Raw genomic sequence first — 25,650 nt, 5'->3', positions numbered from 1 at the left:
TCCGTCCGGGATTCGTCACACGGTCCGGGATTCGTCGCCTGACGGCTGCTGCTCAGCCGTCCCCCAGTAAGCTTGAGCGGTGACACTCCGCCTCCACGACACCCGCGCGCAGCAACTGCGCGACTTCGTGCCGCTCGACCCCGAGAACGTCACCATGTACGTCTGCGGTCCGACGGTGCAGTCGGGCCCGCACATCGGACACGTCAGGGCGGCGTTGAGCTTCGATCTGCTGCGCCGGTGGCTGGAGTACCGCTACGGCCGCGTCACCTTCGTGCGCAACGTGACCGACATCGACGACAAGGTGCTCGCGAACGCCACCGCGACCGAGCCGTGGTGGGCGCTGGCCTACCGGATCGAGCAGGAGTTCACCGCGGCGTATGCCGGCATCGGCATCCTCCCGCCGACCTACGAACCCCGTGCGACGGCGTCGATCCCGCAGATGCAGGAGTTGATCGGCACGCTCATCGAGCGCGGCCACGCGTATCCCGCCGCGGATGGATCGGGGGACGTCTACTTCGACGTGCGCTCGTGGAGCGAGTACGGTGCGCTCACCCATCAGTCGGTCGACGCCATGGAAGCTGCCGAGGACGCGGACCCCCGCGGCAAGCGTAACCCGCAGGACTTCGCCCTCTGGAAGGGGGCCAAGACCGATGAGCCCGCCGATGCGACCTGGGCGTCGCCGTGGGGCGCCGGTCGCCCCGGCTGGCACATCGAGTGCTCGGCGATGGCGAAGCGCTACCTGGGCAGCGCGTTCGACATCCATGGGGGAGGGCTCGATCTGCGCTTCCCGCACCACGAGAACGAACTCGCGCAGTCGACCGCGGCCGGCGACGGATTCGCCCAGTACTGGGTGCACAACGGCCTCGTGACAGTGAACGGCCAGAAGATGTCGAAGTCGCGGGGCAACTTCACCCTCGCCGTCGACGTGCTCTCGGAGCGGGATCCCCTCGTGGTGCGCTACGCCCTCGCCGCGGCGCACTACCGATCCAGCCTCGACCTGACCGCGTCGTCGTGGGATGAGGCGGATGCCGCGCTCGGCCGCATCGGCACGTTCATCGCCCGTGTACGCCGAACCCTTCCCGGAGCTCCCGAGGAGCAGGGCATCGGCGTGGTGCCCGAGGCGTTCGCCACGGCGATGGATGACGACCTCGGGGTCCCGCAGGCTCTCGCGGTCGTGCACGAGACCGTGCGTCGTGGCAACTCGGCGATCGACGCCGGTGAACAGGAACAGGCATGGGCCGCGTTCGTCGAGGTGGACGCGATGGTGCGTGTGCTCGGCCTCGACGCGCTCATGAGCAGCGGCGGAGATCTCGCCGAGCACAGGACCCTGGACGCTCTCGTCCAGACGATGATCGGCCAGCGCGCGCAGGCGCGAGCCGACAAGGACTGGACGACCGCCGATCGGATCCGCGATGCCATCGCGGCGGCCGGCATCGTCCTCGAAGACACCGCAGACGGAACTCATTGGAGTATTGATGGTTAAGCCAGGGCGCCCCGGCGCAAGCAACGGCAAGAAGAAGGGCCCCACCAAGGGCACCGGCGGACTCGGACGCAAGGCGCTCGAGGGCCGCGGACCCACCCCGAAGGCGGAGGACCGCGCCTGGCACCCCGCAGGCAAGCGCAAGGCTGCAGCCGAGCGCTACGCCGCCGCGACGGGGGGCAAGGGTCGTCCCGGCGGCAGCCGCCCCGGCTCCGGTGGCGGTGGCAACCGTGCGCCCAAGGCCAAGGCGGGGGATGACACCGAGAACGTCACGGGTCGCAACTCGGTGCTCGAAGCCCTGCGCGCGAAGATTCCGGCGACCGCGTTCTACATCGCGCAGCGCGTCGAGATGGACGACCGCGTGAAGGAGATGCTGTCGATCGCCACGCACCGGGGCATCCCGGTGATGGAGGTCACGCGTCCGGAGCTCGACCGCATGGCCGGCTTCGACGGCGTGCACCAGGGCGTCGCGATCAAGGTGCCGCCGTACGAGTACGCGCACCCGCAGGACCTGCTCGAACAGGTGATCGACCGCGGCCAGGTGCCGCTGTTCGTGGCGCTCGACGGCATCACCGACCCCCGCAACCTCGGTGCGATCATCCGCTCCACTGCGGCGTTCGGCGGCCACGGCATCATCCTGCCGCAGCGTCGTTCGGCCGGGGTGAACTCCGCCGCCTGGAAGACCAGCGCAGGCGCGGTCGCGCGGACGCCCGTGGCCCTCGCGACGAACCTCACCACGCAGCTCAAGGAGTTCAAGAAGCAGGGCGTGTTCGTGCTCGGCCTCGACGGCGACGGAGACATCGCACTCCCCGCGCTGCAGCTGGCCGACCGTCCGGTCGTGATCGTCGTCGGTTCCGAAGGCAAGGGGCTGTCGCGTCTGGTCGCCGAGACCTGCGATCAGATCGTCTCGATCCCGATCTCCGCAGCGACCGAGTCGCTGAACGCGGGTATCGCCACCTCCGTGGCGCTGTACCAGGTTGCGACGCTCCGCGCCGCGAAGTAGAACGTGGCGACGCTCCGCGCCGCGAAGTAGAACGTCGTGACGCTCCGCGCCGCGAAGTAGCACCAGCGCACGTCCGCAACACTGAACGTCTGAACGTCTGAACAGAGGAGAAACCGCATGGCTCGCATCGTCGTCCTCGGAGGAACCGGCTACGCCGGTCGTCACATCGTCTCGGAGGCGGTGTCGCGCGGTCATGGGGTGATCGCGCTCTCCCGATCCGAGCCGAAGGATCCGGTCGCCGGAGCCGTCTACCTCCAGGGCTCGGCACTGGATCTCGACTCGCTCGCGCAGGCGTTCGAGGGGGCCGACGCCGTCGTCTCTGCACTGTCGCCCCGTGGCGACATGGAGGACAGGGTGCTCGAGGCGCTGGGCGATCTCGCCGACCGGCTCACCGGCACGCAGACGCGTCTCGGAGTGATCGGCGGCGCCGGCGGCAGCCTCGTCGCTCCTGGCGGCCCGCGTCTGTTCGACCAGGACTTCCCCGAGGAGTACAAGCACGAGGCGCAGGTGGGTATCGACTCGCTCGCGCTGCTCGAGGGCACGGATGCCGGTCTCGACTGGTTCTTCGTGCACCCGGCTGAGGTGTTCGGTCCGTGGGCCGAGGGAGAGCGCACCGGGCACTACCGCGATGGCGGCGACGTGCTCGTGCGTGACGACGAGGGCAAGTCGTACATCTCCGGTGCCGACTTCGCGGTCGCGGTCGTCGACGAGATCGAGCAGGGCAACCACCACCGCGAGCGTTTCACCGTCGGCTACTGAGCCTCGCTGCAGTGGGCGCGCGTTCCGTCGGACGCCCACCGCACGGGATCGTGCCGAGTGCACGGGTTGCCGACGCACGGATGCCGTGCACTCGGCGGAAACCCGTGCACTCGCCGCCCAGCGCCCGCCCGGCGGCGCGCAGTGTGCAGCCCCGCTCAGACGAGGTCGCGCCAGTCGACCTCGTCATCGTCGTCATCCGCGACCGGTGTCGCACCGGTGATCACGGGCAGGCTCATGGTCTCGGTCGGCGGTCCCATGATGGTGGCCTCGTCGCGGCGATGGCGCAGCACCTCGTTGATGTAGCTCGTGAGCACCTCGGCGAGCGGCACCGAGCGCCCATGCGCCTGTGACAGGTACCACCGGTGCTCCAGTACCTGGTGGAAGACCTCCGCCGGCTCCAGCTTGGCCCGCAGCTCGTAGGGGATGGCGCGGACCACCGGCTCGAACACGCGCGTGAGCCACTCGTGCGCGTACATCTCCTCGTCGGCCCACTGCTTCGTCGAGCGCGCGCGGAACTCGTCGAGGTCGTTCAGCAGACGCCGGGCCTGGTTCTCCTCGACATCCAGTCCCGTCAGACGGATGAGGCGTCGCTGGTGGTGGCCGGCATCCACGACCTTGGGCTGGATCTCGACGACGGTACCGTCGGCCGTGGTCGACATCGACATCTCGTCGATGTCGAAACCCAGGGCGTTGAGACGCTCGACGCGCTCGGTGATCCGCCAGGTCTCGGCGGACGAGAACGACTCCTGGGCGGTGAGCTCGGCCCACAGCGAGCGGTAGGACGAGACGATGCCGTCGGCGATCGCGATCGCGTCGACGCCATGCTCCAGTCGTCCGCCGGCGGCGAGGTCCATGATCTCGCCGGCGATGTTCGTGCGGGCGAGGTCGAGGTCGTAGGCGCGCTGCCCGTCGGTCAGCCCCTCCTCGTGCAGCTCGCCGGTCTCGGCATCCACCAGATAGGCGGCGAAGGCGCCCGCGTCACGCCGGAACAGGGTGTTCGACAGCGAGACGTCGCCCCAATAGAAGCCCACGTTGTGCAGGCGCACGAGCAGCAGGGCGAGGGCGTCGACGAGCCGGTTGGCGGTGTCGGGGCGCAGCACACGGGTGAAAAGCGCGCGGTACGGCATCGAGAAGCGCAGGTGCGAGGTCACCAGGGCGGCGGGGAGCGGTTCGCCGTCGGCATCCGTGCGTCCGGCGATCACCGCGACGCGGTCGACGCAGGGCACGTCGAGACGGGCGAGGTTGCCGAGCATGTCGTACTCGCGTTGCGCCATCTCGGCCGTGGTCTCCTTCACGGCGATCACGCGACCGGAGAGGTCCGCGAACCGCACCAGGTGACGGGAGAGGCCTTTGGGGAGCGACACGATGTGCTCGGACGGCCATTTCGCGAGCGTCGTGGACCAGGGAAGGGAGAGCAGCCCGGGGTCGATCTTGCTGGCGGTGATCCGCAGCGAATCCTGCATGGCGCTCCCGAAGGGTGAGTGGGCGAAAAAGAGACGCGGCGCAGGTGACCGAGGTCAGCCTGCGCCGCGTCTGTGGATCCGATCAGGCGGAGACGACCGGCTTGTCGTTCAGACGTGCGCCGGACTCGATGTCGAACGCGTGCACGTGGCCCGGGTTCGCCGCGAGGGTGACCGTCTCGCCGGCGTTCGGGTGGTTGCGACCGTCGACGCGGGCGACGATGTCGCTGCGCTTGCCGTTGATCTCGGTGTGACCGTAGAGGTAACCGTCGGCGCCGAGCTCCTCGACCAGGTCGACGGTGACCGCGAGGCCCTTGCCGTCGGCCGGTCCGACCGTGATGTCCTCGGGGCGCACGCCGACCGTGACCTGGCTGCCGTTCGCGCGACCGACCGTGTCGCGGTCGAGCGGAACGATCTCAGAGCCGAACCGGATGCCGCCGTCGGCGAGGTCGGCGGGGAACAGGTTCATGGCGGGCGAGCCGATGAAGCCGGCCACGAACACGTTGTTCGGCTTCTCGTACAGGTCGCGCGGCGAGCCGACCTGCTGGAGCAGACCGTCCTTGAGAACCGCGATGCGGTCGCCCATGGTCAGAGCCTCGGTCTGGTCGTGGGTCACGTAGACCGTGGTGACACCGAGACGACGCTGCAGCGACGCGATCTGCGTACGGGTCTGGACGCGGAGCTTGGCGTCGAGGTTCGACAGCGGCTCATCCATGAGGAAGACCTGCGGCTGACGCACGATCGCGCGGCCCATGGCGACACGCTGACGCTGACCACCCGAGAGGGCCTTCGGCTTGCGGGTCAGGTAGGGCTCGAGGTCGAGGAGCTTGGCGGCCTCGAGGACGCGAGCGGCGCGCTCCTCCTTGCCGACGCCGGCGATCTTGAGCGCGAAGCCCATGTTCTCGGCGACGGTCATGTGCGGGTACAGCGCGTAGTTCTGGAAGACCATCGCGATGTCGCGGTCCTTCGGCGGGACGTCGGTGACGTCGCGGTCGCCGATGAGGATGCGGCCGGCGTTGACCTCTTCGAGGCCGGCGAGCATGCGCAGCGACGTGGACTTACCGCAACCGGAAGGTCCGACGAGGACGAGGAATTCGCCGTCTCCGACCTCGAGGTTCAGCTTGTCGACGGCCGGGCGGGTTCCGCCGGGGTACAGACGGGTGGCGTCATCGAAAGTGACAGATGCCATGGTGTTTCTCCTTCACCGGCAGGTACGTGCCGGACGATCCGTTGTGATGGAAGCGGCGGAGTGACCCGCCGTGACCCGACTCTGGGTCGGAATCAGTATGACACGAACAGCGGCACCTGGGTATTTCTCAGCCTCACTGGTTAACATCGAACACGGCCGCTTGATGCGGCGATCGTCGTCGCAGCGATGATCGGGGCCACCCTGCCCCCCTGAGACTCAAGAGGAACGATGTCGAGCGACGAAACGCCGAACGTCCCCACGCCTCGCAATTCCCGCGAGGCTGTGCGGGAGAAGGCACAGCAGGTCCACGCCCAGCAGTCCAGGGCGCGCCTCATGCGACGAATCATCATCGGCGCGATCGCGGTCGTCGCCGTGGGTGCCATCGGCACGGCCGTGACCCTTGCGGTCTCGGCTCAGGTGTCCAAGCCCCAGCTCTCGCCCACCGGCATGGACGGCGACGGAGTGATCGTCACCAACCTCGTTCCCAGCGCGACCAACGGCGACACGCTCGCGACCCCGACTCCGGACGCCTCGGATGCCGGCGCCGAAGAGACGCCGACCCCGGAGCCCACCGCCTCCGAGCGCGTCGACATCCACATCTACGTCGACTACCTCTCGCCGGATGCCGGAGAGTTCGAGCGCGCGAACGCGCGTCAGCTCGCGAACTGGATCAACGAGGGCGCCGTCACCGTCAGCTACCACCCGGTGGCGCTCCTCACCGCCAGCTCCAACGGCACCAAGTACTCCCTGCGCGCAGCCGCTGCCGCCGCGTGCGTGGCCACCCACTCGCCGGACCAGTTCTACGCCTTCAACCACGATCTCCTCGACGACCAGCCCAAGGTCGGCAGCGACGGCCTCTCGGACGTCGAGCTGGCTGATGTCGCCGGAGCGGTCGGGGTGGACAACACCAAGGCCGTGCGCTCCTGCATCGAGGACGCGGACTTCGTGACCTGGGCCAAGGAGGCCACGACCCGCGCGCTGGACGGACCGCTCGCCGGCTCCGACGACCTCGTGCTCACGTCGGCCCCGATGATCGTCGCCAACGGCGAGGCTTACGTCGGAGCGCTCGACGACCCGTCCGAGTTCTCGCAGTTCGTGCTCACCGTCGCCAGCGACGCGTACTACCAGGAGACGGCCACGCCGACCCCTGCCCCCACGGCCACGCCGACCGAGACTCCCGCGAAGTAGGGTTTCGAGCAGTGCCGCCACCATCGCTAAGCTGGTGGCACCCGCCGACTTGGCGCAATTGGTAGCGCACCGTACTTGTAATACGGGGGTTACGGGTTCGAGTCCCGTAGTCGGCTCTCACGTCATCATGCTCACTCCGTCTTGGCGCCACCCAGCCGGGAACACTCCTAGGCTGGGGTCATGCTCGCTGCTCTGATCCGTCCTGTTGAATCGCGTACGGCCACCGTCGAGGGACTCGAGATCCCGGAGCTGCGCGCGGAGCTCATGAGCGAGGTCCCCGAGGGCTGGGACATGGTCTCGGCCCACGTCGAGATGAAGCCCGGCGGCATCCGCATCGTCGAGGGCAAGTTCGAGCGCCGCGATGGCGTGACCGAGATCCAGGCGGATGACATGGCAGGACTCGAGGCGAAGGTCCCGGAGGGCTGGCGGATGCTCTCGCTGTGGAAGCTCTAGGGGTTCCCTGCAACACGCCGTCATCGGGGAATGCGGCCTCGCGGCTCCCCGTTGTCACGATCATGACTCGTATCGGAACCAGTGATCTTGACGTCTTCCCGCTCTCGCTCGGCGGCAACGTGTTCGGTTGGACGGCCGACCGCGACACCTCCTTCGCCGTCCTCGACGCCTTCGTGGCAGGCGGGGGCGACTTCATCGACACCGCCGACTCCTACAGCGCGTGGGTGCCGGGCAACTCGGGTGGTGAGAGCGAGACGATCATCGGGGAGTGGCTGGCATCCCGGAAGCCCGAGAACGTCGTCGTCGCGACCAAGGTGAGCCAGCACCCCGACTTCCGCGGACTCGCCGGTGCGAACGTGCGCAAGGCCGCCGAAGCGTCGCTCGCGCGCCTGGGCGTCGACGCGATCGACCTGTACTACGCGCACTTCGACGACGAGACGGTTCCGCTCGAGGAGACCGTGGCGGCGTTCGGACAGCTCGTGACCGATGGCCTCGTGCGCCACGTCGCCGTGTCGAACTACTCGACCGCGCGCATCCGCGAGTGGATCGAGATCGCGCAGCGGACCGGAGTCGCGGTGCCGGTCGCGGTGCAGCCGCACTACAACCTCGTGCACCGCAACGAGGTCGAGGAGACGATCATCCCGGTGGCGGAGGAGTTCGGCCTCGGACTCGTTCCCTACTACTCGCTCGCGAGCGGGTTCCTGACGGGCAAGTATCGCTCCACGGATGCCGCGGGCCAGTCGTCGCCGCGCGCGCAGGGCGCCGCCAAGTACGCGACGGATGCCGGACTCCGCATCATCGACGCACTGGAGGAGATCGGCGAGGCCCATGGCGCGTCGATCGCGGCGACGTCGTTGGCCTGGCTCCGCGCGCAGCCCACGGTCGCCGCGCCGATCGCGAGCGCGCGCACGGTGGAGCAGGTGCCGGATCTGCTCGCCGGCGCCCGGCTCGAGCTGACGTCCGATGAGGTGCAGGCGCTGAACCGCGTCTCGGAGTGGACTCCCGCTCAGGCCTGAGACGAAGAACCGAGTCGAGTGGGCCCGGCATCGCGCCCGGGCCCACTCCTCGCTCAGCCCGCCTTCGCCCCCGCCACACTGAACGCGACGCCGGCGCTGAGCACCCGGAGCCGGTCTGCGGTCACTTGCGCGTCGAAGTCCGGACCGCCGCCGGAGATCTGGAACTCGCCCCCGGCGATGGCGGCCTGCACGACCGGTGCGCTCAACACGCCGTTGGCGTCCACGATGGCGATCCGGCCTCCATCCGCTTGCGCGGCGAGCTGTCCGGTCCACTCCTCGAACTCCGCGGCTGCATCCGGGGAGAGCGTGACTGCCAGGATGTCGCCGGAGACGATGACCTCGGTGATGTCGGAGCCCGGTACCCGCGGTCCGTCCGCGAAGAGGTACTGCGTCTCATCGGTGTCATCGCACACCACCGTGAGCTCGTTCCACCGCGCGCTGCCGAAGGGCAGGTCCACGCACGACGGCGACATCTCATCGATACTGTCGACCTGTCCGCCGTCTCCGGGCACCACCGCGAGGACCTGTGAGAACCCGTTCGCCGGCGGCGAGGCGAGCGACTGCCCGAACTGGGCGATGAGCTCATCCGCCGTGTCCTCATCGAACGACACGACCAGGGAGTCCTCGTCCGATGCGTTGACCGCCAGCACCGCCATGCCCGCCTGCGTCGCGTGCTGTTCGACGACGGCGCGCGCGGCTGCCAGCGTCTCGGCATCCAGATCGTCCTCGGCCGTCAGCTCCAGCACAACGGACTTCGCGGAGTCGGGGACGGCGATCTCCACAGCTTCGCCGGAGGAAGTCTCGTCTGTGTAATACAGCGTCAGGCCGCCCCAGACCACCAATGCGATGCAGATCGTCCAGATCGCGCTGAGAACAGCGCCGACGACCACGGCGACGGTGGCGATCGCGGTCGGAGCTCCGGTGCGTCTCGCCTGCACACGCGCCACGATGCCGAGTATCAACCCTGCCACGGGGACCAGCACGGCCAGCACGAGGGAGACGATGGACAGTCCGCTCGTGCGCTGCGCGGTACCGGGTCGCTGGTAGCTCATGCCGTTTCCGTTTCGTCTGCTGCCGCGGAGTCGTCGCGCAGATACGCGATGTGCGCCGCATGCCGGGCGAGGTGGTTGGTCGAGCGCCGGACGAACAGCCAGGCCCCGCACAGCACGGCGAACCAGATCGGCGTCACCAGCAGCGCGGTGAGCGTGTCGGGCTGCGTGGTCAGCGCCCACAGGATGAACACGAAGAACGCGAGCACCACGTAGACCATCACGACGCCACCCGGCATCCGGAAGGTCGAGCGCGCTGCCTCCTCTCGACGCTTCCGGCGGTACACGACGTAGCTGAGCAGGAAGATCGTCCACACGAACATGAAGCACACGGCCGAGACGGTGGTGACCATGTCGAAGGCGGTTCCGATGTCCTTGCCCGCATAGAGGAGAACGACTCCGGAGAGCAGCAGGATGCAGGAGAGGAACAGGGCGTTCTGCGGCACACGGCGCCTCGACAGCCGGCCGAACAGCTGTGGGGCGTCGCCGTCCTGCGCAAGGCCGAAGACCATGCGAGAGGTCGAGTAGATGCCGGAGTTCGCGCTCGACATGGCGGAGGTGAGGACCACCAGGTTCACGACCGTCGCGGCGATGCCGAGGCCGGCCAACGCGAACATCGCGATGAAGGGGCTTTCGCCGGCGACGTACTCCGTCCACGGGGTGACCGCCATCAGCACGACCAGCGCGCCTACGTAGAACAGCAGGATGCGGATCGGGATCGCATTGATCGCCTTGGGGAGGTTGCGCGTCGGATCCTTGGTCTCGGCGGCCGCGGTGCCGACGAGCTCGATGCCCACGAACGCGAAGACCGCGATCTGGAATCCGGCGACGAACCCCATGAAGCCGTGCGGGAACATCCCGCCGTGGTTCCACAGGTTCGCGAAGCTGGCCGTTCCGGCATCGTGCTGGAATCCCGTGAAGATCATCACGAGACCCGTGATGATGAGCGCGACGATGGCCACGATCTTGATCAGCGCGAACCAGAACTCCATCTCGCCGAACGCGGCGACGCTGGGCAGATTCAACGCGAGCAGGATCAGGATGACCGCGAGACCCGGGATCCACAGCGGAATCCCCGGGATCAACGTGTTCGTGTAGCCCGCGATCGCGATGACATCGGCGACGCCGGTGACCACCCAGCAGAACCAGTACGTCCAGCCGGTGAAGAAGCCCGCCCAGGGCCCGAGCAGGTCGCTCGCGAAGTCGCTGAACGACTTGTACTTCAGGTTCGACAGCAGCAGCTCGCCCATCGCCCGCATGACGAAGAACAGCATGAAGCCGATGATCATGTACACGAAGATGACCGAGGGGCCGGCGACCGAGATGGTCTTGCCGCTCCCCATGAACAGACCGGTACCGATCGCCCCGCCGATCGCGAGCAGCTGGATGTGACGGTTGCTCAACGCCCGTCGGAGCTGCTGTTCGTCGCCGCCCGCTGCGCCTTCATGGGCGGCCGACTGTGCGGCGGTCGTATCGCGGCTTTCCTGTTCCTGGCTCGTCACTGCGGCCCCCTCCGGTCGTTGCAGCGTGCTGATGCAGGCTAGTCGACGACGACGTCGAGGTCGGAACCGACGACCGCGGGTCGAGGACTCCGGCGGCCGTCACGCCTCGGTCGGCAACGGCCCGTCGTCGTCCACGAGACCGAGGCGATGCGCGAGGATGACGGCGTGGATGCGGTCCCGCGCGCCGAGCTTCGCCAGCACCCGCCCCACGTGCGTCTTCACCGTCGACTCGCTCACGAAAAGGCTCTGCGCGATCTCGGCGTTGGTGAGACCGCGGCCGATCGCCAGGAAGACGTCACGTTCGCGATCGGTCAGCTCGGCGGCGAGGTCGGCGTGGGCACTCGGTTCCGACGACGGCAGCGACGACGTCACATGCTCCAGCAGCAAGCGCGTGATCCGCGGAGACAGCGCGGCGTCGCCCCGGTGCACGGCCCGCAGCGCGGAGAGCATCTCGTGGCGCTGCACGTCTTTCAACAGGAAGCCGCTGGCTCCGGCGCGGATCGCTCCGAAGGCGTACTCGTCGAGGTCGAAGGTCGTGAGGACGAGCACCCGGGTCGCCGGGTGCGCGCGCACGATCGCCTCGGTGGCGGCGATGCCGTCCAGTCCCGGCATCCGGATGTCCATCAGCACCAGGTCCGGGCGGAGGACGGCCGCCTGGGTGATGGCTTCGCGGCCGTCGGACGCCTCGCCGATCACGAGGATGTCATCCTCGGCCTCGAGGACCATCCGGAAGCCGAGACGGATGAGCTGCTGGTCGTCGACGAGCAGTACTCGGATCGGTTCGGTCGTCATGGTCTCTCCACCCTCTCATCGGTCGGGATCTGGGCACGCAGCGACCAGCGTCCACCATCGGAGGGGCCGTACGCGATGCTTCCGTTCACATGCGCGACTCGCTCCGAGAGTCCGCGCAACCCGAACCCGGGTGTCTCGGTCGATGCGGTCACGCCGTCGTTGGTCACCTCGACGGTCACGCCGTCTCTCTCGTGGACGAGCTGCACGGCGATGGATGTCAGAGACGGCGCATGACGCATGGCGTTCGTGACTCCTTCCTGCACGGTTCGCGAGACGGCATGGGCGACGGCCACGGGCAGATCGGCCGACCCGGTCACCGTGAGCGACACCGGAAAGCCCGCACGCTGTGCCGTCGCGACGGTCTCGTGTGGTGACGGCGCTCCCAGCGGGGCGAGGGGCAGGGAGTCGTCGTCGGCGCGGAGCACGCCGAGCATGGATCGCATCTCGGTGAGGGCGCTGCGCGCGGTCTCGGCGGATGCCGTCGATGCGGCGCGAGCCTGCGCCGGGTCGGAGGTGGCGGCGGCGCCCTCGGAGAGAGCCACGATCACGGTGAGCGAGTGCGACACGATGTCGTGCATCTCACGGGCGATGCGTGCCCGCTCGGCTGCCGCTGCGAGCTGCGCCTGTTGGTCGCGCTCGACCAGCAGCTGCCGGGAGCGGTCGATCACCGCGGCGAGATACCGCTTGCGCCCGCCGACGTTGACCCCGATCAGGGTGCCGATCAGGCCGAGCGCGAGCGAGCTGATGACGGAGTTCGCGGCGATCTGCAGACTGATCACGCCGGTCACGGTGAGGAGTCCGGCGAACGCGGTCAGGGAGGCCAGCGCGATCGCGAAGCCCTTCCATGCGGCGGCGCTCGACCCGTACACGGCGAGGGAATAACACGTGGCGAGGACGAGCGGCGTGCCGACCGGCATCTCGATGAAGAGGAAGGCGGCCTCGATGGAGAAGGAGGCCACGAAGGGGACGAGCGGTGCGCGCCGTCTCCAGAACAGCGTCACGCACGCGCCGACCACGGCGGCGGGCAGCAGCACGGCCAGGATCATCGAGACGGGAGTGGGAAGGGCAGGGTTGATCCGCGTCGCGGGAGTGAGTGACAGGAACAGGCACACGAGGGCGATCAGCACGTCCGCGACGCGCGGATGCCGCGCCCAGAAGCGACGGAACACCCCGGGGGGACGCGGAAGCCGCAGCTCCTCGTCCTCACGGACCGAGGTGCTGCGGCTTCGCGTTCTGATCACCTGGCTGACTCTACGCGTCGCGCGTGCGCAGCACGGCCCACGCCGCGAGCAGGGTGCCCACGGCCCAGCATCCGAGCGTGAGGTAGCCGGTGGGGCCGTCGACGATCGCGCCCTCACTGGGCAGGATGATGCTCTGCGCGGCGGAGGACGGCAGGTAGGAGGCCATCTCGATGACCCACTTCCAGCTCTCTCCGGCGAAGGAGAAGAAGTTGGTCATGATCGGCAGCACGAACAGCAGGCCGACGGTGGCGGCGATCGCTCCCGCACCGGAGCGCAGGATGAAACCGAATGCGACGCCGATGATGGCGAAGACGGCCATCGCGAACGACGCCACGAGGATCGGCAGGAAGGATGCGGCAGGATCCGACCAGTCGATGCTCTGATCACGCCCGGCGACCACCAGCGACACCGCGAGTGCGGCGCTGAAGAAGATCACCAGCGAGGAGACGAACATGAACAGGGCGAGCACGAGTGCCTTGGCCGTGAGGACCGAGCCGCGTACCGGGTCGGCGGCGAGCGTGGAACGGATCATCCCGGTCGAGTACTCGCCTGTGACGGCGATCGCGCCGAGGATGCCCGCGAGGAGCATCGTGAACTGGATCGGGGAGACGACCGCCTGGATCGGCTCGAACCCGGGCATGTCGACGGCCTGGGCGATCAGCACGGCGATGCCGACTGTCAGCAGAGCGGTGATGCCGATCGACCACCAGGTGGAGCGGACGGTGGCGAGCTTGATCCACTCGCTGCGCACGGCGCGGATGAATGTGAGGCGCTGCGAAGAGTCGACGCGGGCGCGCGTGAGAGGCGGGGCCTGGGTGGTCATGAGATCTCCTTGGTCCGGTACTCGACCGAATCGCCCGTGAGCGCGAGATACGCATCTTCGAGGGAACCGGTGGTCGGGGTGAGTTCGTGCAGCGGGATGCCGCGATCGGCGGCGAGGTCTCCGATGCGTGCGGCCGGCAGCCCCACGATGTCGAGGAGATCGGGCGCGGTGCTCACGATCTCGATCTCGGGCCCTCCGACGGCTGCCGCGAGGTCGGCGGCGCGGGGAGTGCGCACGCGTACGGTGTTGCGCGTCCAGGCCCGCACGAGTTCGTCGAGTGGGGCATCCGCCAGCACCTGACCGCGGCCCATCACGATCACGTGATCGGCGGTCTGCGCCATCTCGCTCATCAGGTGGCTGGACAGCAGCACCGTGCGGCCCTCCGAGGCGGCATGACGTACGAACTGACGCACCCAGCGCACACCCTCGGGGTCGAGGCCGTTGACCGGCTCGTCGAGGATCAGCGTGTGCGGGTCGCCGAGCAGCGCCGAGGCGATGCCGAGACGCTGACCCATCCCGAGCGAGAACTTACCCGCACGTTTGCGGGCCACGGAGGTGATCCCCGCGAGATCGATGACCTCGTCCACACGCGACGCCGGGATGCCGTGGGTCGCAGCCATGGCGCGCAGGTGACTGCGGGCGGTGCGACCGGTGTGCACGGCTTTGGCGTCGAGCAGCACGCCGACCTCGCTGAGCGGAGCGCGCAGCTTGCGGTACTCCCGGCCCGCGACGGTCGCGCGACCGGACGTCGGCCGGTCGAGGCCGACGATCATCCGCATCGTGGTGGACTTCCCGGCACCGTTCGGCCCGAGGAAGCCGGTGACGGTTCCCGGCTGGATCGTGAACGACACGTCCTGGACGGCTGTCTTGTCTCCAAACCTCTTCGTGAGGCCCTCTGCTGTGATCATGTGGACAACGTTACGGAGCGGGTCCGCAGCGGCGCGTCCTCCCCGGGTACCGTTCCTCGTCCTCGGGTGTCATCCTGCCGACGGACTCCGAGAACGACAGTGGACATGACGGATGTCATCCCGAGTCTGTGACATCCGCCTCCGGCGTCACCGACCGGCGCACGGTTGGCTGGATGCATGAGCCGACCCGCGATCGCCGTCACCGTACATCCACACCCCGACACCCCCGCCGTCGAGCTGACCGGCATCGTCCGCCGGTTCGGACACGGCGCGAACCGCGTGGTCGCCGTCGACGGCGTCGACCTGCGCATCGAGCGGGGAGAGGTCGTCGCGCTGCTCGGGCCGAACGGTGCAGGGAAGACGACCACGGTCGACGTGCTGCTCGGGCTCTCCGCGCCCGACGAGGGAACCGCGCAGGTGCTGGGAACGGACCCGCACCAGGCTGTGGCCGCCGGGCGACTGGCCGCGGTGCTGCAGACGGGTGGTCTGCTCTCCGACCTCACCGTGCGCGAGACTGTGTCGGTCGTGGCGGGTCTGCACGGCGCGAGCGGCCGCATCGCCGAGGTGATCGAACGCGCAGACCTCGGTGCGATCGCCCGTCGCCGCGTCGGGAAGTGCTCGGGCGGCGAGAAGCAGAGGGTGAAGTTCGCGCTCGCGTTGCTGCCCGATCCCGATGTGCTGGTGCTCGACGAGCCGACCGCGGGGATGGACGTCACAGCACGTCGCCGATTCTGGGAGGCGATGCGGGCCGACGCCGACGCCGGTCGCACGATCCTGTTCGCCACGCACTACCTCGAGGAGGCGGAGCAGTTCGCCCGGCGCACCGTCGTGATGAATCACGGACGGGTCGTGGCGGACGGCGCCACCGCGCGTCTGCGCGCCTCGCTCGGCGGACGCACCGTCTCGGCGACGGTGCCTCCCGCCGACATCGCTGCGCTCGTCGACGAACTCCGCACGGATCCGGCGGTAGGCGAGGTGTCGGCGGATGCCGACCGGCTCATGGTCCGCACCGCGGCATCCGACGTCCTCGCCGGACGACTCCTGGCTTTCGGTGCGACTGACCTGGAGATCGTCGCGCCGACTCTCGAATCCGCATTCACCTCACTCACGGAGGACCAGTCATGACCACGCTCGTCGCCCCCGCGCTGTACCGCACGGAGCTCGTGCGGCAGATCCGCAACCCGTACACGCTCGCGTTCACCCTCGCGATGCCGGTGGCCATGTACCTGCTGTTCGGGGCGAGCATGTCGTACGCGACGCAGAGCGTCGGTCATGCGAACGTCTCGTTCTACGTCATGGTCTCGATGGGGGCGTTCGGCACCGCGACCGCGATGAGCTCGCTCTGCTCTCTCGCGGCGTCCGAGGTCGGTCAGGGATGGGGGCGGCAGCTTGCTCTCACCCCGCTGACGACTCTGGGATACGCGGTGACCAAAGTGCTCGCCGCGGTGTCGTTCGCCGCGCTCGCCGTGGTGTTCGTGTACGTGGCGGGTCTCGCCACCGGTGCCGAGGCGGAGGACGCGTGGCGCTGGTTCGCCGCCGCCGGGATCACGCTCGGGCTCGGTCTCGTCTTCGGCCTGTTCGGTCTCGGTGTCGGTCTGGCCTTCAACTCGGATTCCGCTGCCGCGCTCGCCTCGATCTCGATCACGTTCTTCGGGTTCTTCGGCAACGTCTTCATCCCGCTCAGCGGCGCGATGCTCGACATCGCGAAGTGGACTCCCATGTACGGCTACGTCGCCCTTGTGCGCTGGCCGGCCACGGACGGGACGCTGGTCGCCGGCGGCGCGGATCCCCTGTGGGCCGTGCTCCTGAACGTCGTCGTCTGGGCGATCCTGTTCGCGGCTCTCGTGCGACTGGGCGTGATGCGCTCGCGTCGGCGTCGTTAGGCTGAGCGGATGACGACCGAGCGGCCGGAGGCCGAGGCGCACACAGGGCCCTGGGAGCGCTGGGGATGGCTGATGGCGGTCGTATGGATGGTCTTCCTGGTCTACCCGGTGCTGTCGCTACTGCGGTCGGATGCCGCGCCAGGCTGGATCGTGCTCGGGTGGACGGCGCTGGTCGCCTTCGCCGTCGTCTACGTCATCGGCTTCGTGATCGGGATGCGGTCGTCCTGGGGGAAGCCGCGCCCTGTGGTGCGCACGCTGTTCTGGGTGCAGATCGCGTGTGCCATCGCGACGATCCCGGCGATCGAGACGCAGGCGCTCAGCTTCCTTCCGTACCTGATGTCGTACGCCAGCTACGGCCTGCGCGGGAGGTGGCACTGGGCGACGACGATCAGCGGCGTCGCGCTGGCCGCCGCCGTCGTGCTGTTCAGCGGGCGCCTGGAGGGGCATCTTCAACTGCTGGTCGTGGTGGTGCTGATCGCGGTGGTGAACACGGTCAACACGTGGCTGATCAGTCGCTCGGTCGACGCCGACAAGGTGCGCATGGAACTCGCCACCAGCGATGAACGGGCGTCGATCGCGCGTGACGTCCACGACCTGCTCGGACACACCCTGACGGCGGTGAAGCTGAAGGCGGAGCTCGCCGAGCGCCTGGTCGACGTCGATCCGGATCGTGCGAAGGCCGAGCTCGCGCAGATCGTGCACCTCACGGGCGAGGCGATCGCCGGCGTGCGCAGCACCGTGACCGGGATCAGGGCGGCTGCCCTGTCGGAGCAGGTCCAGGCGAGCACGGTCGCGCTGGAATCCGCCGGTCTCCAGGTGAAGGTCGAGGGCGACCCGTCGGCGCTGTCGCCCGCCCAGTCGCTGCCGGCGGGATGGATCGTGCGGGAGTCGACCACGAACATCCTCCGGCATTCCCGCGCCCAGCACGTACGCATCACGATGGCGCCGGGCGAGGTGGCGATCGAAGACGACGGGCGTGGTGTGCGGGGGCCGGCAGGCAGCGGTCTGCGAGGGATGTCGGAGCGGGCGGCCGCGGCGGGTGCCGTTCTGGCCGTGGAGGAGACCGCAAGTGGCGGCACGAGAGTGAGTGTGACCTGGTGACCGATCCGATCCGACTGCTGCTCGTCGACGACCAGGCGCTGGTGCGCGGTGCCATGGGCGCCCTGCTCGAGCTCGAGCATGATCTCACGGTCGTCGCCGAGGCCGGCGACGGGGCGCAGGCCGCGGAACGCGCATGTGAGGAGCGCCCTGACGTCTGCCTCATGGACATCCAGATGCCCGGAGCCGACGGGATCGCTGCGACCCGTCTCGTGCGCGAGGTGAGCCCCGGGACCCGAGTGCTCGTCGTGACGACGTTCGCCCGACCCGGATATCTGCGGCAGGCGTTGGACGCGGGCGCGAGCGGCTTCATCGCCAAGGACACGCCCGCCGCCGATCTCGCGCATGCCGTGCGCCGCGTGCACCAGGGACTGCGCGTGGTCGATCCCGCACTCGCCGAGGCGTCGCTCTTCGAGGGAGCGAATCCGCTGAGCGAGCGGGAGCAGCAGGTCCTCCGGCTGTCGGCCGATGGGCGGCCCATCTCGCGGATCGCGGCCGAGGTCTTCCTCTCTGCGGGGACGGTGCGCAACCATCTGTCGTCGGCCATCGGCAAGACGGCGACGGAGAACCGCGCGCAGGCGGCGCGGATGGCGCGGGACAAGGGGTGGATCTGAGCTGTCGCCGCTCCGCTCCGCTCATTCCTCCCGGCGACCGAACAGGGCGGGGTCGACAGGGCGTCGTGCCCGGGGGAGCTTCTCGACCACGAGCAGATACGACTCGGTGACGAGCTCGGTCACCAGCCCCTCTTCCAGCGAGGGGCCGGGGTTCAGCGTGATCCAGTGCTTCTTGTTCATGTGATAGCCGGGCACGATGTCGGCGAACGTCTCGCGCAGTGCGACGGCGTCGTCGGGATGCGACTTCAGCGTGACACGGCCGGTGCCGTCGACCGGCAACAGCAGGAACACGCGGCCGCGCACCTTGTACACGTCCCACTCCGGGCCGAACGGGTTCTCACGTTCGGAACCGGGCAGCTCTTCGGCGCGCGCCGCCGCGGTCGAGGTCAGCTCTTTCGAGTTCATGCGTCAGAACAGCCGATCTGCATTCTTATCGTCGCCGCGTGGCACCGCGGCGACGCGATCGTCGAGGCTCGCGGCCGCGAGGAGGGCGTCGTCGATCACGTCGCGGCCCCCCTCCGCGGTCAGCCACTCCTGCGCGAACGTGGTGGGGATGAGCACCGGCATGCGGTCGTGGATGCCGGCGAGATGCGCGGGTGCCTGGCGCATCACGATCGAGTAGCAGGTGAACCAGGTGCCGTCGGTGGTCTTGCCTCGCTGCGTCACGGCCGCCATGCCGAACAGAGCGCCGTCGTCGACGAGGAACTGGTGCCACTGGCGGGACGGCTTCTGCATCTCGTACCAGCTGGTCGCGGGCACGAGCGCGCGGGAGCGCAGACCGCCCGGTCGCTCCTGCAGGCGTTCGGAACGGGTGTTGATCGAGGGGAACTTCGCCGGTTCCCCTCCGACCAGGAATCCCCACCAGGCGGGCTCGAGCGTCGGCGCCTCTTCGGGCTGCACCACGATCGGGTTCAGATTGCGCAGGTTCTTGCCGGTGGGACGCACGGTCTCGCCCGCATTCTCCTGCGCCCAGAGGCGGAGGCCCTCGAGCACGGACTCATCGGCCGCGGCGAGGAGCTCCGCATCGGAGAAACGGGGATCGAGTCCATAGCTCGCGCACATGCCGTCAGCGTAGCCCCGGTCGCCGACATCCGGGCGGCCGCCGGGCCGCACCATCCGCGCCGGTAGGCTCGACAGGTGACCCAGACCCGCGTGCTCCCCGCTCCGGTCGCACTCGGGGGAGCGGTCGCGATCGGGGTGATGACGGCGATCCAGGCGCGCATCAACGGCGTCCTCGGAGTCCGTCTCGACGACGGCATCGTCGCCGGCTTCGTGTCCTTCAGCGTCGGACTGCTCGCGCTCGTGGTCGTGGTCGCCGCGCTTCCCTCCGGCCGACGAGGCGTCGGGCGGCTGCAGCGCGGCGTCCGAGCCCGCACGATCCCGGTGTGGATGCTGCTGGGCGGGGCGTGCGGCGCGCTCACCGTATCGACCCAGGGCCTCACCGCCGGTGTGCTGGGCGTCTCCCTCTTCACGGTCGGAGTGGTCGCGGGGCAGACGCTGCACGGTCTCGTGCTCGATCGCATCGGATTCGGTCCGGCCGGGATGGTCGCGGTCACGCCGGGACGCGTGCTCGGCGGACTGCTCGCGCTCGCCGCGGTCGGCATCTCGCTCAGCGGAGACGTGCTGGCGACGGCGCCGCTGTGGATGCTGCTGCTGCCGTTCGCCGCCGGTGTCGGAATCGCCTGGCAGGCCGCGACGAACGGCCGCCTCGCGCAGCGGGTGCAGTCGCCGATCGTCGCGACGCTCATGAGCTTCATCGCCGGGACCGTCGTGCTGCTGCTCGCTGCCGGGGTGAGCATCGCCCTGCGCGGTGCTCCGAACGCCCTCCCGACCGAACCCTGGCTGTATCTCGGCGGGTTCCTCGGCTTCGCCTACATCCTGCTCGGTGCGTTCATCGTCGGCCAGACCGGTGTGCTGCTGATGGGACTCGGATCCGTGCTCGGACAGCTGACGACGTCCGTCGTGATCGACCTGCTCTGGCCCCCGGCATCCGGCCCCGCCGCCTGGCAGATCATCGGGATGGTGGTCGTGGCCGCGGCATCCGTCGCCGTGGCTCTGCCGCGTCGTCGTCGCCGAGCCTGAGGGCTACTTCTTCTTCGGCTTCGGCTTCGGCATGCGGCTGACGAGCTTGCGCGCGTCGACGGCTTTGCGTCGTCCCGGCTTCTTGCCCGCAGGCTTGCCGCCGACGTAGAGCCAGCCGAGGAGCTCTTCGTTCTTGTCGAGTCCATGCGCCTTCGCGACGGCCTTCGCCCGCGTGTAGTGCCCCGTACGCCAGAGCACGCCCCACCCGGCGTCGTCGAGCAGCAGGCTCAGCATGTGCGCGACGCCCGAGGCGACCGCCTCCTGCTCCCAGCGCGGAACCTTGTCGCTCTTGCGGTAGCTGGCCACCACGGCGATCAGCAGCGGGGCGCGCAGCGGCTTCGTCGACGGTGACTTGTCTCCCTGAGCCTTCGAGATCGCGGCGCCCAGGACCTCGCGGTCGGATCCCCGCAGCTCGATCAGCCGCCACGGGCGCAGCGAGGAGTGATCGGCGACGCGTCCTGCCGCGGCGACGAGGGTGAGCAGCTCTTCGTGCGAGGGTGCGGTGTCGTCGACCTTGGACCAGGACTGGCGCGCGCGGACGGCGTCGAGCGCGGTCACGACGCTTCGGGGGTGAAGTTCAGCGCGATCGAGTTCATGCAGTAGCGGTCGCCGGTCGGTGTGCCGAAGCCGTCGGGGAAGACGTGGCCGAGGTGAGAGCCGCAGCTCGCGCACCGCACCTCGGTGCGCACCATGCCCAGGGTCGTGTCCTCGATGAGCTCGACCGCTTCGGGGCGGATCGACTCGTAGAAGCTCGGCCATCCGCATCCGGAGTCGAACTTGGTGCCGCTCTGGAAGAGCTCTGCCCCGCAGGCGCCGCAGGTGTAGAGGCCGGCGCGGCCTTCGTCGAGCAGCTCTCCGGTCCAGGCGCGCTCGGTCGCCGCCTGACGCAGCACGGCGTACTGCTCAGCGCCGAGTTCCTCGCGCCATTCGTCTTCGGTCTTGTCCACGCTGTAGGCCATGCGTCCTCCTGGGTCTTCTCCATTCTCCCTCCTTCGACGGGCCGACGGCTGCGTCGGGCGACAATGGGCGTATGACGGATGCCGTGCAGCTGCGCTACGCCCGCTTCGCCGCGGAGGAGGCTCCCGGCCGCAGCGCCCTGTACGAGGCGTGGGCGCACGGTGTCGCCGACGACGCCGAGATCCGGGAGGTCCTCGCCCGCATCCCGGAGAACCGCCGTCAGCCTCCGCTGGTGTTCGCCGTGACCCGTCTGCTCGGTGCGCCGCTCGACGGATACCCGCACTGGCGCGACTTCGTGCTCCGTCACGCGGATGACGTCGTCGCGGAGTGCGCGATCCGCTCGCTCCAGACCAACGAGCCGCTGCGGCTCGCCGCTCTGCTGCCGGTGCTGTCGGAGATCGACGGGCCCCTCGCGCTGCTCGAGCTCGGCGCCGCCGGCGGGCTGTGCCTGTACCCCGATCGGTACTCGTATCGGTTCGTCGGCGAAGACGGACACCTCCGCGCCGGGCTCGATCCGGTCTCGGGGGAGTCGACCGTCGTGCTGACAAGTCGGGTGACCGGCACGCTGCCGCGGGTGCGCCTGCCGGAGGTGGTGTGGCGCGCGGGAATCGACCTCGCACCCCTGGATGTCGCGGACGAGCGCGACCGACGCTGGCTGCGCGGTCTCGTCTGGCCGGGGGAGTCGGGGCGAGAGGAGCGCATCGAGGCCGCCGCGTCCATCGTCGCCGCCGAGCCGCCCCTGCTCGTCGCCGGCGACGCGCTGGCACAGCTGGACGCGCTCGCCGCCCAGGCCCCGGCGGACGCGACCCTCGTGATCACGACGCCGGGTGTGCTCGTGCACATCCCACGCGCGGATCGCACGGCGTTGGTCGAGCGCATCAGGGCCATGTCCGCCCGATGGGTCACGATCGACCCTCCCGGCCTGCTCGACATCTGGACACCCGCGGTCGATGTCGAGACGGGGCCGGGCTTCGTCGTCGCCCTGGACGGCGAGGTCCGCGCATCGGCGGATCCACTCGGGCGTCATTGGGAGTGGCGCGGCGCCTCCGAGGCGCACGAGTCCTAACCTGGAGCCATGCTCGGAGACCTCACGGAGCGCGATCGCGCTGTCCTCCACCTGGAGGCGGCCTGGCCACGCCACAGCGGGGCGAAGGAGGAGATCATCCGCGCTCAGCTCGGCATGAGCGCCGCGCGGTACTACCAGCTGCTCGGCCGCCTGGTGGAGTCGGAGGCGGCGCTGGAGTACGACCCGATGCTGGTGCGCCGTCTGCGCCGACTTCGCGATTCCCGCGCCTCCCATCGCGCCATGCGCACCCCGGGCTTCGTCGGCTGAGAGCCCGCCGTTCCGCGCGTCTGCGGATGCGGATGCGGATTGCCAGGCGTGTGCCGCTAGCATCGAGGGGTGTCAAAGCCCACCCGCGATCGCTTCGATGATGTCCCTCGCACCTCCGGCCGCGTCGGGGCGCACCGCGCAGAAGCCCCCGGAATGAACGGCTGGGTGGTGCTGCTGTGGTCCTTCGTCGCCGCGCTCGTGCTGATCATCGCCGGCATCTTCGGATCGCTCGTGGTCATGGGGCGTATCGATCTGTTCCCCGAATCCGCGCCGAGCGCCGCACCGACGCCGGAGGAGACCGGGGTGGTCGACACCGCGTTCTCGGTGATGATCCTCAACGCGACGCCGGACGAGGGTCTCGACGAGCAGATGCGCGACCTCCTGATCAACAAGGGCTGGAGCGCCGACACGGTCTATGCGAGCGACAGCGACAGCACGGACTTCGCCACGACGACCGTCTATTACGTCGAGGATGACGACGAGCTCGCGGCCATTGGTCTGGCGAACCTCATCGGCGGCGCCGATGTGCAGCAGAGCGATGTCTACGCGGGCCTCAACCGCACCGACGGGGAGCAGCTCACCGTCGTGATCGGCCTCGACCGCTCCACCACGGCTCCCGCGACGCCCACCGACGATCCCGCCTCCTGACGCACGATCGGCAGCCCGCTCCGGCAGCTTGCACTCGGAGGGGTCGAGTGCCAGAATGGCGTTAGCACTCTCATACTCTGAGTGCTAAACCCAACGTCTACGTCCAGGAGGGACGAAAAAACTCATGGCAAAGATCATTGCTTTCGATGAGGAGGCCCGCCGCGGCCTCGAGCGCGGCCTCAACATCCTCGCCGACGCGGTCAAGGTGACCCTCGGCCCGCGCGGCCGCAACGTCGTGCTCGAGAAGAAGTGGGGCGCCCCCACGATCACGAACGACGGTGTCTCCATCGCCAAGGAGATCGAGCTCGACGACCCGTACGAGAAGATCGGCGCGGAGCTCGTCAAGGAGGTCGCCAAGAAGACCGACGACGTCGCCGGTGACGGCACCACGACCGCGACGGTCCTGGCTCAGGCGCTCGTGCGCGAGGGCCTGCGCAACGTCGCAGCCGGCGCCGACCCGATCTCGCTGAAGCGCGGCATCGAGAAGGCCGTCGCCGCGATCACCGAGGAGCTGCTCGCCAGCGCCAAGGAGATCGACTCCAAGGAGCAGATCGCCGCGACCGCGTCCATCTCCGCCGCTGACCCGGCCATCGGCGAGCTCATCGCCGAGGCGATCGACAAGGTCGGCAAGGAGGGTGTGGTCACCGTCGAGGAGTCCCAGACCTTCGGCACCGAACTCGAGCTCACCGAGGGCATGCGCTTCGACAAGGGCTACCTGAACCCGTACTTCGTCACGGACCCCGACCGCCAGGAAGCCGTCTTCGAGGACGCCTACATCCTGATCGCGAACCAGAAGATCTCCAACATCAAGGACCTTCTGCCCATCGTCGACAAGGTGATCCAGGACGGCAAGGAGCTCGTCATCATCGCCGAGGACGTCGAGGGCGAAGCCCTTGCGACGCTGGTGCTGAACAAGCTCAAGGGCATCTTCAAGTCGGTCGCCGTCAAGGCTCCCGGCTTCGGCGACCGCCGCAAGGCGCAGCTGCAGGACATCGCGATCCTCACCGGTGGTCAGGTCATCACCGAAGAGGTCGGCCTGAAGCTCGAGAACGCCACGCTCGACCTGCTGGGTCGTGCCCGCAAGGTCATCGTCACCAAGGACGAGACCACGATCGTCGAGGGTGCCGGCGAGGCCGACCAGATCGAGGGTCGCGTCACGCAGATCCGTCGCGAGATCGAGAACACCGACAGCGACTACGACCGTGAGAAGCTGCAGGAGCGCCTGGCGAAGCTCGCCGGTGGCGTCGCCGTCATCAAGGCGGGCGCTGCGACCGAGGTCGAGCTCAAGGAGCGCAAGCACCGCATCGAGGACGCCGTCCGCAACGCGAAGGCAGCCGTCGAGGAGGGCATCGTCCCCGGTGGTGGCGTCGCGCTCATCCAGTCGGGCACGAAGGCTCTCGACGCCCTCAGCCTCACGGGTGATGAGGCGACCGGTGCGAACATCGTGCGCGTCGCGATCGAGGCTCCGCTCAAGCAGATCGCGCTGAACGCCGGTCTCGAGCCCGGTGTCGTCGCGAACAAGGTCTCCGAGCTTCCTTCGGGCCAGGGCCTGAACGCGGCCACGGGAGAGTACGTGGACATGTTCGCCGCAGGCATCATCGACCCCGCCAAGGTGACCCGGTCGGCGCTGCAGAACGCCGCTTCGATCGCGGCTCTCTTCCTCACGACCGAGGTCGTCGTCGCCGACAAGCCCGAGAAGGCTGCGGCTCCGATGGGTGACCCGTCTGGTGGCATGGACTTCTGATCCACTCCACAGGCTGAACAGAAACGCCCCGGCTTCGGCCGGGGCGTTTCTGCGTTGCGGGCGGGCTGCGGACGGCTCAGCGGAACAGGCTCGCGGAGTACTGGTCGGCGTCCGCGTACTGGGCGGCGGCGGATCCGAGGGCTGTGCCGATCGATTCGAGCACCTGCTCGACGTGCAGCTGAGCGCCGTGCCACTGTTCAGCGCAGCTCTGGAAGGCGCTCGACGCGGCGCCGACCCACGAGGACTGCAGCTGCGTCAGCTGCGCGCTGAGGGCCGCAGACTCGCTCTGCAGGCGCTCCATGGTGGCGCGGGCGGCTCCGTGCGCGGCCTGGACGGCTTCGGTGTCGACGGTGAAGACAGACATGGGAACTCCTTCTGTGATGGAGTTCCGAGGCTAGGAGGGGGCGGTCCGAGGCGGGCGGCTGCAG

The 25,650-nt window shown here is 68.9% G+C and carries 28 protein-coding genes and 1 tRNA gene; 16 read left to right on the top strand and 13 right to left on the bottom strand.

Annotation, left to right across the window (positions count from 1 at the left end; translation table 11 throughout):
- Positions 1–79 precede the first annotated feature (79 nt).
- The 3 genes from cysS (at position 80) to ACIOVG_RS16240 (ending at position 3,242) form a co-directional block, all read left to right on the top strand.
- The gene (gene cysS / locus ACIOVG_RS16250) at positions 80–1,483 is read left to right on the top strand and encodes a cysteine--tRNA ligase (protein ID WP_400875713.1); all 1,404 of its coding nucleotides are present in this window, start codon (positions 80–82) and stop codon (positions 1,481–1,483) included.
- Positions 1,476–2,483, top strand: a complete 1,008-nt coding sequence (gene rlmB / locus ACIOVG_RS16245; protein ID WP_247630950.1) for a 23S rRNA (guanosine(2251)-2'-O)-methyltransferase RlmB — start codon at positions 1,476–1,478, stop codon at positions 2,481–2,483. Before cysS ends, rlmB begins: the two co-directional genes overlap by 8 nt.
- A 117-nt stretch (positions 2,484–2,600) precedes the next feature.
- The gene (locus tag ACIOVG_RS16240; RefSeq protein ID WP_400875710.1) at positions 2,601–3,242 is read left to right on the top strand and encodes an NAD(P)-dependent oxidoreductase; all 642 of its coding nucleotides are present in this window, start codon (positions 2,601–2,603) and stop codon (positions 3,240–3,242) included.
- A gap of 155 nt (positions 3,243–3,397) precedes the next feature.
- Here ACIOVG_RS16240 and ACIOVG_RS16235 read toward each other — a convergent pair whose 3' ends face one another.
- Both ACIOVG_RS16235 and ACIOVG_RS16230 read right to left on the bottom strand, forming a co-directional pair.
- Positions 3,398–4,705, bottom strand: a complete 1,308-nt coding sequence (locus ACIOVG_RS16235) for a DUF4032 domain-containing protein (RefSeq protein WP_400875707.1) — start codon at positions 4,703–4,705, stop codon at positions 3,398–3,400.
- 82 nt (positions 4,706–4,787) lie between these two features.
- On the bottom strand, positions 4,788–5,891 hold the full coding sequence (locus tag ACIOVG_RS16230) for an ABC transporter ATP-binding protein (protein ID WP_247630947.1): 1,104 nt from the start codon (positions 5,889–5,891) through the stop codon (positions 4,788–4,790).
- A gap of 228 nt (positions 5,892–6,119) precedes the next feature.
- Between ACIOVG_RS16230 and ACIOVG_RS16225 the strand changes: the two genes are divergently transcribed.
- From ACIOVG_RS16225 to ACIOVG_RS16210, 4 genes are all read left to right on the top strand, one after another.
- Positions 6,120–7,079, top strand: coding sequence for a DsbA family protein (locus ACIOVG_RS16225; RefSeq protein WP_400875703.1), 960 nt, complete (start codon positions 6,120–6,122; stop codon positions 7,077–7,079).
- Between the two features lie 43 nt (positions 7,080–7,122).
- Positions 7,123–7,195, top strand: a tRNA-Thr gene (locus ACIOVG_RS16220).
- 64 nt (positions 7,196–7,259) lie between these two features.
- Complete coding sequence (locus tag ACIOVG_RS16215; protein ID WP_400875701.1) at positions 7,260–7,532, top strand: hypothetical protein; 273 nt, start codon at positions 7,260–7,262, stop codon at positions 7,530–7,532.
- A gap of 62 nt (positions 7,533–7,594) precedes the next feature.
- Positions 7,595–8,548: an aldo/keto reductase gene (locus ACIOVG_RS16210; protein WP_400875698.1), complete on the top strand. Its 954-nt coding sequence runs from the start codon at positions 7,595–7,597 to the stop codon at positions 8,546–8,548.
- A 53-nt stretch (positions 8,549–8,601) separates the two neighbouring features.
- On the opposite strand, the gene ACIOVG_RS16205 is transcribed toward ACIOVG_RS16210, so the two are convergent.
- The 6 genes from ACIOVG_RS16205 to ACIOVG_RS16180 form a co-directional block, all read right to left on the bottom strand.
- Positions 8,602–9,600, bottom strand: coding sequence for a SecDF P1 head subdomain-containing protein (locus ACIOVG_RS16205; RefSeq protein ID WP_400875695.1), 999 nt, complete (start codon positions 9,598–9,600; stop codon positions 8,602–8,604).
- Positions 9,597–11,099 carry a D-serine/D-alanine/glycine transporter gene (gene cycA, locus ACIOVG_RS16200; RefSeq protein WP_400875692.1) on the bottom strand — a complete coding sequence of 501 codons (1,503 nt, stop codon included), beginning with the start codon at positions 11,097–11,099 and terminating at the stop codon, positions 9,597–9,599. The genes ACIOVG_RS16205 and cycA overlap by 4 nt, the downstream gene beginning before the upstream one ends.
- Before the next feature lie 99 nt (positions 11,100–11,198).
- On the bottom strand, positions 11,199–11,891 hold the full coding sequence (locus ACIOVG_RS16195; RefSeq protein ID WP_400875689.1) for a response regulator: 693 nt from the start codon (positions 11,889–11,891) through the stop codon (positions 11,199–11,201).
- Positions 11,888–13,132, bottom strand: a complete 1,245-nt coding sequence (locus ACIOVG_RS16190) for a sensor histidine kinase (protein WP_400875686.1) — start codon at positions 13,130–13,132, stop codon at positions 11,888–11,890. The genes ACIOVG_RS16195 and ACIOVG_RS16190 overlap by 4 nt, the downstream gene beginning before the upstream one ends.
- Before the next feature lie 10 nt (positions 13,133–13,142).
- On the bottom strand, positions 13,143–13,955 hold the full coding sequence (locus ACIOVG_RS16185) for an ABC transporter permease (protein WP_400875683.1): 813 nt from the start codon (positions 13,953–13,955) through the stop codon (positions 13,143–13,145).
- A complete protein-coding gene (locus ACIOVG_RS16180) occupies positions 13,952–14,863 on the bottom strand; it encodes an ABC transporter ATP-binding protein (RefSeq protein ID WP_400875680.1) in 912 nt (303 codons plus the stop codon). Before ACIOVG_RS16180 ends, ACIOVG_RS16185 begins: the two co-directional genes overlap by 4 nt.
- A gap of 177 nt (positions 14,864–15,040) precedes the next feature.
- Between ACIOVG_RS16180 and ACIOVG_RS16175 the strand changes: the two genes are divergently transcribed.
- From ACIOVG_RS16175 to ACIOVG_RS16160, 4 genes are read left to right on the top strand one after another with little or no spacing between them, the layout of a single operon-like run.
- Positions 15,041–15,988, top strand: a complete 948-nt coding sequence (locus tag ACIOVG_RS16175) for an ABC transporter ATP-binding protein (RefSeq protein ID WP_400875677.1) — start codon at positions 15,041–15,043, stop codon at positions 15,986–15,988.
- Complete coding sequence (locus ACIOVG_RS16170) at positions 15,985–16,746, top strand: ABC transporter permease (protein ID WP_400875674.1); 762 nt, start codon at positions 15,985–15,987, stop codon at positions 16,744–16,746. Before ACIOVG_RS16175 ends, ACIOVG_RS16170 begins: the two co-directional genes overlap by 4 nt.
- 9 nt (positions 16,747–16,755) lie before the next feature.
- On the top strand, positions 16,756–17,847 hold the full coding sequence (locus ACIOVG_RS16165) for a sensor histidine kinase (RefSeq protein ID WP_400875671.1): 1,092 nt from the start codon (positions 16,756–16,758) through the stop codon (positions 17,845–17,847).
- Entirely contained in the window at positions 17,844–18,458 is a 615-nt protein-coding gene (locus ACIOVG_RS16160; protein WP_400875668.1) for a response regulator, read from the top strand. The genes ACIOVG_RS16165 and ACIOVG_RS16160 overlap by 4 nt, the downstream gene beginning before the upstream one ends.
- 21 nt (positions 18,459–18,479) lie before the next feature.
- Here ACIOVG_RS16160 and ACIOVG_RS16155 read toward each other — a convergent pair whose 3' ends face one another.
- On the bottom strand, positions 18,480–18,863 hold the full coding sequence (locus tag ACIOVG_RS16155; RefSeq protein WP_400875666.1) for an MmcQ/YjbR family DNA-binding protein: 384 nt from the start codon (positions 18,861–18,863) through the stop codon (positions 18,480–18,482).
- A gap of 3 nt (positions 18,864–18,866) precedes the next feature.
- Positions 18,867–19,520 carry an SOS response-associated peptidase family protein gene (locus ACIOVG_RS16150; protein WP_400875663.1) on the bottom strand — a complete coding sequence of 218 codons (654 nt, stop codon included), beginning with the start codon at positions 19,518–19,520 and terminating at the stop codon, positions 18,867–18,869.
- Positions 19,521–19,595: 75 nt separating this feature from the next.
- On the opposite strand from ACIOVG_RS16150, the gene ACIOVG_RS16145 reads away from it, so the two are divergent.
- A complete protein-coding gene (locus ACIOVG_RS16145) occupies positions 19,596–20,540 on the top strand; it encodes a DMT family transporter (protein ID WP_400875660.1) in 945 nt (314 codons plus the stop codon).
- Positions 20,541–20,543: 3 nt separating this feature from the next.
- On the opposite strand, the gene ACIOVG_RS16140 is transcribed toward ACIOVG_RS16145, so the two are convergent.
- Positions 20,544–21,098, bottom strand: coding sequence for a nitroreductase family protein (locus ACIOVG_RS16140; protein ID WP_400875657.1), 555 nt, complete (start codon positions 21,096–21,098; stop codon positions 20,544–20,546).
- Positions 21,095–21,499 carry a peptide-methionine (R)-S-oxide reductase MsrB gene (gene msrB / locus ACIOVG_RS16135; protein WP_400875654.1) on the bottom strand — a complete coding sequence of 135 codons (405 nt, stop codon included), beginning with the start codon at positions 21,497–21,499 and terminating at the stop codon, positions 21,095–21,097. The genes ACIOVG_RS16140 and msrB overlap by 4 nt, the downstream gene beginning before the upstream one ends.
- A gap of 71 nt (positions 21,500–21,570) precedes the next feature.
- Here msrB and ACIOVG_RS16130 point away from each other — a divergent pair, with 71 nt between their 5' ends.
- The 4 genes from ACIOVG_RS16130 to groL all read left to right on the top strand — a co-directional run bounded on the left by ACIOVG_RS16130 (position 21,571) and on the right by groL (position 25,222).
- On the top strand, positions 21,571–22,563 hold the full coding sequence (locus ACIOVG_RS16130) for a DUF2332 family protein (protein WP_400875651.1): 993 nt from the start codon (positions 21,571–21,573) through the stop codon (positions 22,561–22,563).
- Between the two features lie 9 nt (positions 22,564–22,572).
- The gene (locus tag ACIOVG_RS16125) at positions 22,573–22,830 is read left to right on the top strand and encodes a DUF3263 domain-containing protein (RefSeq protein ID WP_400875648.1); all 258 of its coding nucleotides are present in this window, start codon (positions 22,573–22,575) and stop codon (positions 22,828–22,830) included.
- 69 nt (positions 22,831–22,899) lie between these two features.
- Complete coding sequence (locus ACIOVG_RS16120; RefSeq protein ID WP_400875645.1) at positions 22,900–23,478, top strand: LytR C-terminal domain-containing protein; 579 nt, start codon at positions 22,900–22,902, stop codon at positions 23,476–23,478.
- Positions 23,479–23,602: 124 nt separating this feature from the next.
- Entirely contained in the window at positions 23,603–25,222 is a 1,620-nt protein-coding gene (gene groL, locus ACIOVG_RS16115; RefSeq protein WP_116635883.1) for a chaperonin GroEL, read from the top strand.
- A 76-nt stretch (positions 25,223–25,298) separates the two neighbouring features.
- Here groL and ACIOVG_RS16110 read toward each other — a convergent pair whose 3' ends face one another.
- Positions 25,299–25,586 carry a WXG100 family type VII secretion target gene (locus ACIOVG_RS16110; RefSeq protein ID WP_400875642.1) on the bottom strand — a complete coding sequence of 96 codons (288 nt, stop codon included), beginning with the start codon at positions 25,584–25,586 and terminating at the stop codon, positions 25,299–25,301.
- Between the last annotated feature and the right edge of the window lie 64 nt (positions 25,587–25,650).

This window comes from Microbacterium sp. NPDC087591, assembly GCF_044743625.1.
Lineage (GTDB): Bacteria > Actinomycetota > Actinomycetes > Actinomycetales > Microbacteriaceae > Microbacterium.
This window is presented reverse-complemented; position numbering and strand designations above follow the sequence as displayed.

Coding starts and splice junctions, on each gene's coding strand:
- ACIOVG_RS16175 (WP_400875677.1), top strand. CDS start 15,041: ATGAGCCGACCCGCGATCGCCGTCACCGTACATCCACACCCCGACACC.
- ACIOVG_RS16165 (WP_400875671.1), top strand. CDS start 16,756: ATGACGACCGAGCGGCCGGAGGCCGAGGCGCACACAGGGCCCTGGGAG.
- ACIOVG_RS16195 (WP_400875689.1), bottom strand. CDS start 11,891: ATGACGACCGAACCGATCCGAGTACTGCTCGTCGACGACCAGCAGCTC.
- ACIOVG_RS16225 (WP_400875703.1), top strand. CDS start 6,120: ATGTCGAGCGACGAAACGCCGAACGTCCCCACGCCTCGCAATTCCCGC.
- ACIOVG_RS16125 (WP_400875648.1), top strand. CDS start 22,573: ATGCTCGGAGACCTCACGGAGCGCGATCGCGCTGTCCTCCACCTGGAG.
- ACIOVG_RS16230 (WP_247630947.1), bottom strand. CDS start 5,891: ATGGCATCTGTCACTTTCGATGACGCCACCCGTCTGTACCCCGGCGGA.
- ACIOVG_RS16180 (WP_400875680.1), bottom strand. CDS start 14,863: ATGATCACAGCAGAGGGCCTCACGAAGAGGTTTGGAGACAAGACAGCC.
- ACIOVG_RS16205 (WP_400875695.1), bottom strand. CDS start 9,600: ATGAGCTACCAGCGACCCGGTACCGCGCAGCGCACGAGCGGACTGTCC.
- ACIOVG_RS16210 (WP_400875698.1), top strand. CDS start 7,595: ATGACTCGTATCGGAACCAGTGATCTTGACGTCTTCCCGCTCTCGCTC.
- ACIOVG_RS16130 (WP_400875651.1), top strand. CDS start 21,571: ATGACGGATGCCGTGCAGCTGCGCTACGCCCGCTTCGCCGCGGAGGAG.
- ACIOVG_RS16215 (WP_400875701.1), top strand. CDS start 7,260: ATGCTCGCTGCTCTGATCCGTCCTGTTGAATCGCGTACGGCCACCGTC.
- msrB (WP_400875654.1), bottom strand. CDS start 21,499: ATGGCCTACAGCGTGGACAAGACCGAAGACGAATGGCGCGAGGAACTC.
- ACIOVG_RS16155 (WP_400875666.1), bottom strand. CDS start 18,863: ATGAACTCGAAAGAGCTGACCTCGACCGCGGCGGCGCGCGCCGAAGAG.
- ACIOVG_RS16150 (WP_400875663.1), bottom strand. CDS start 19,520: ATGTGCGCGAGCTATGGACTCGATCCCCGTTTCTCCGATGCGGAGCTC.
- ACIOVG_RS16110 (WP_400875642.1), bottom strand. CDS start 25,586: ATGTCTGTCTTCACCGTCGACACCGAAGCCGTCCAGGCCGCGCACGGA.
- ACIOVG_RS16235 (WP_400875707.1), bottom strand. CDS start 4,705: ATGCAGGATTCGCTGCGGATCACCGCCAGCAAGATCGACCCCGGGCTG.
- ACIOVG_RS16185 (WP_400875683.1), bottom strand. CDS start 13,955: ATGACCACCCAGGCCCCGCCTCTCACGCGCGCCCGCGTCGACTCTTCG.
- rlmB (WP_247630950.1), top strand. CDS start 1,476: ATGGTTAAGCCAGGGCGCCCCGGCGCAAGCAACGGCAAGAAGAAGGGC.
- groL (WP_116635883.1), top strand. CDS start 23,603: ATGGCAAAGATCATTGCTTTCGATGAGGAGGCCCGCCGCGGCCTCGAG.
- ACIOVG_RS16170 (WP_400875674.1), top strand. CDS start 15,985: ATGACCACGCTCGTCGCCCCCGCGCTGTACCGCACGGAGCTCGTGCGG.
- ACIOVG_RS16240 (WP_400875710.1), top strand. CDS start 2,601: ATGGCTCGCATCGTCGTCCTCGGAGGAACCGGCTACGCCGGTCGTCAC.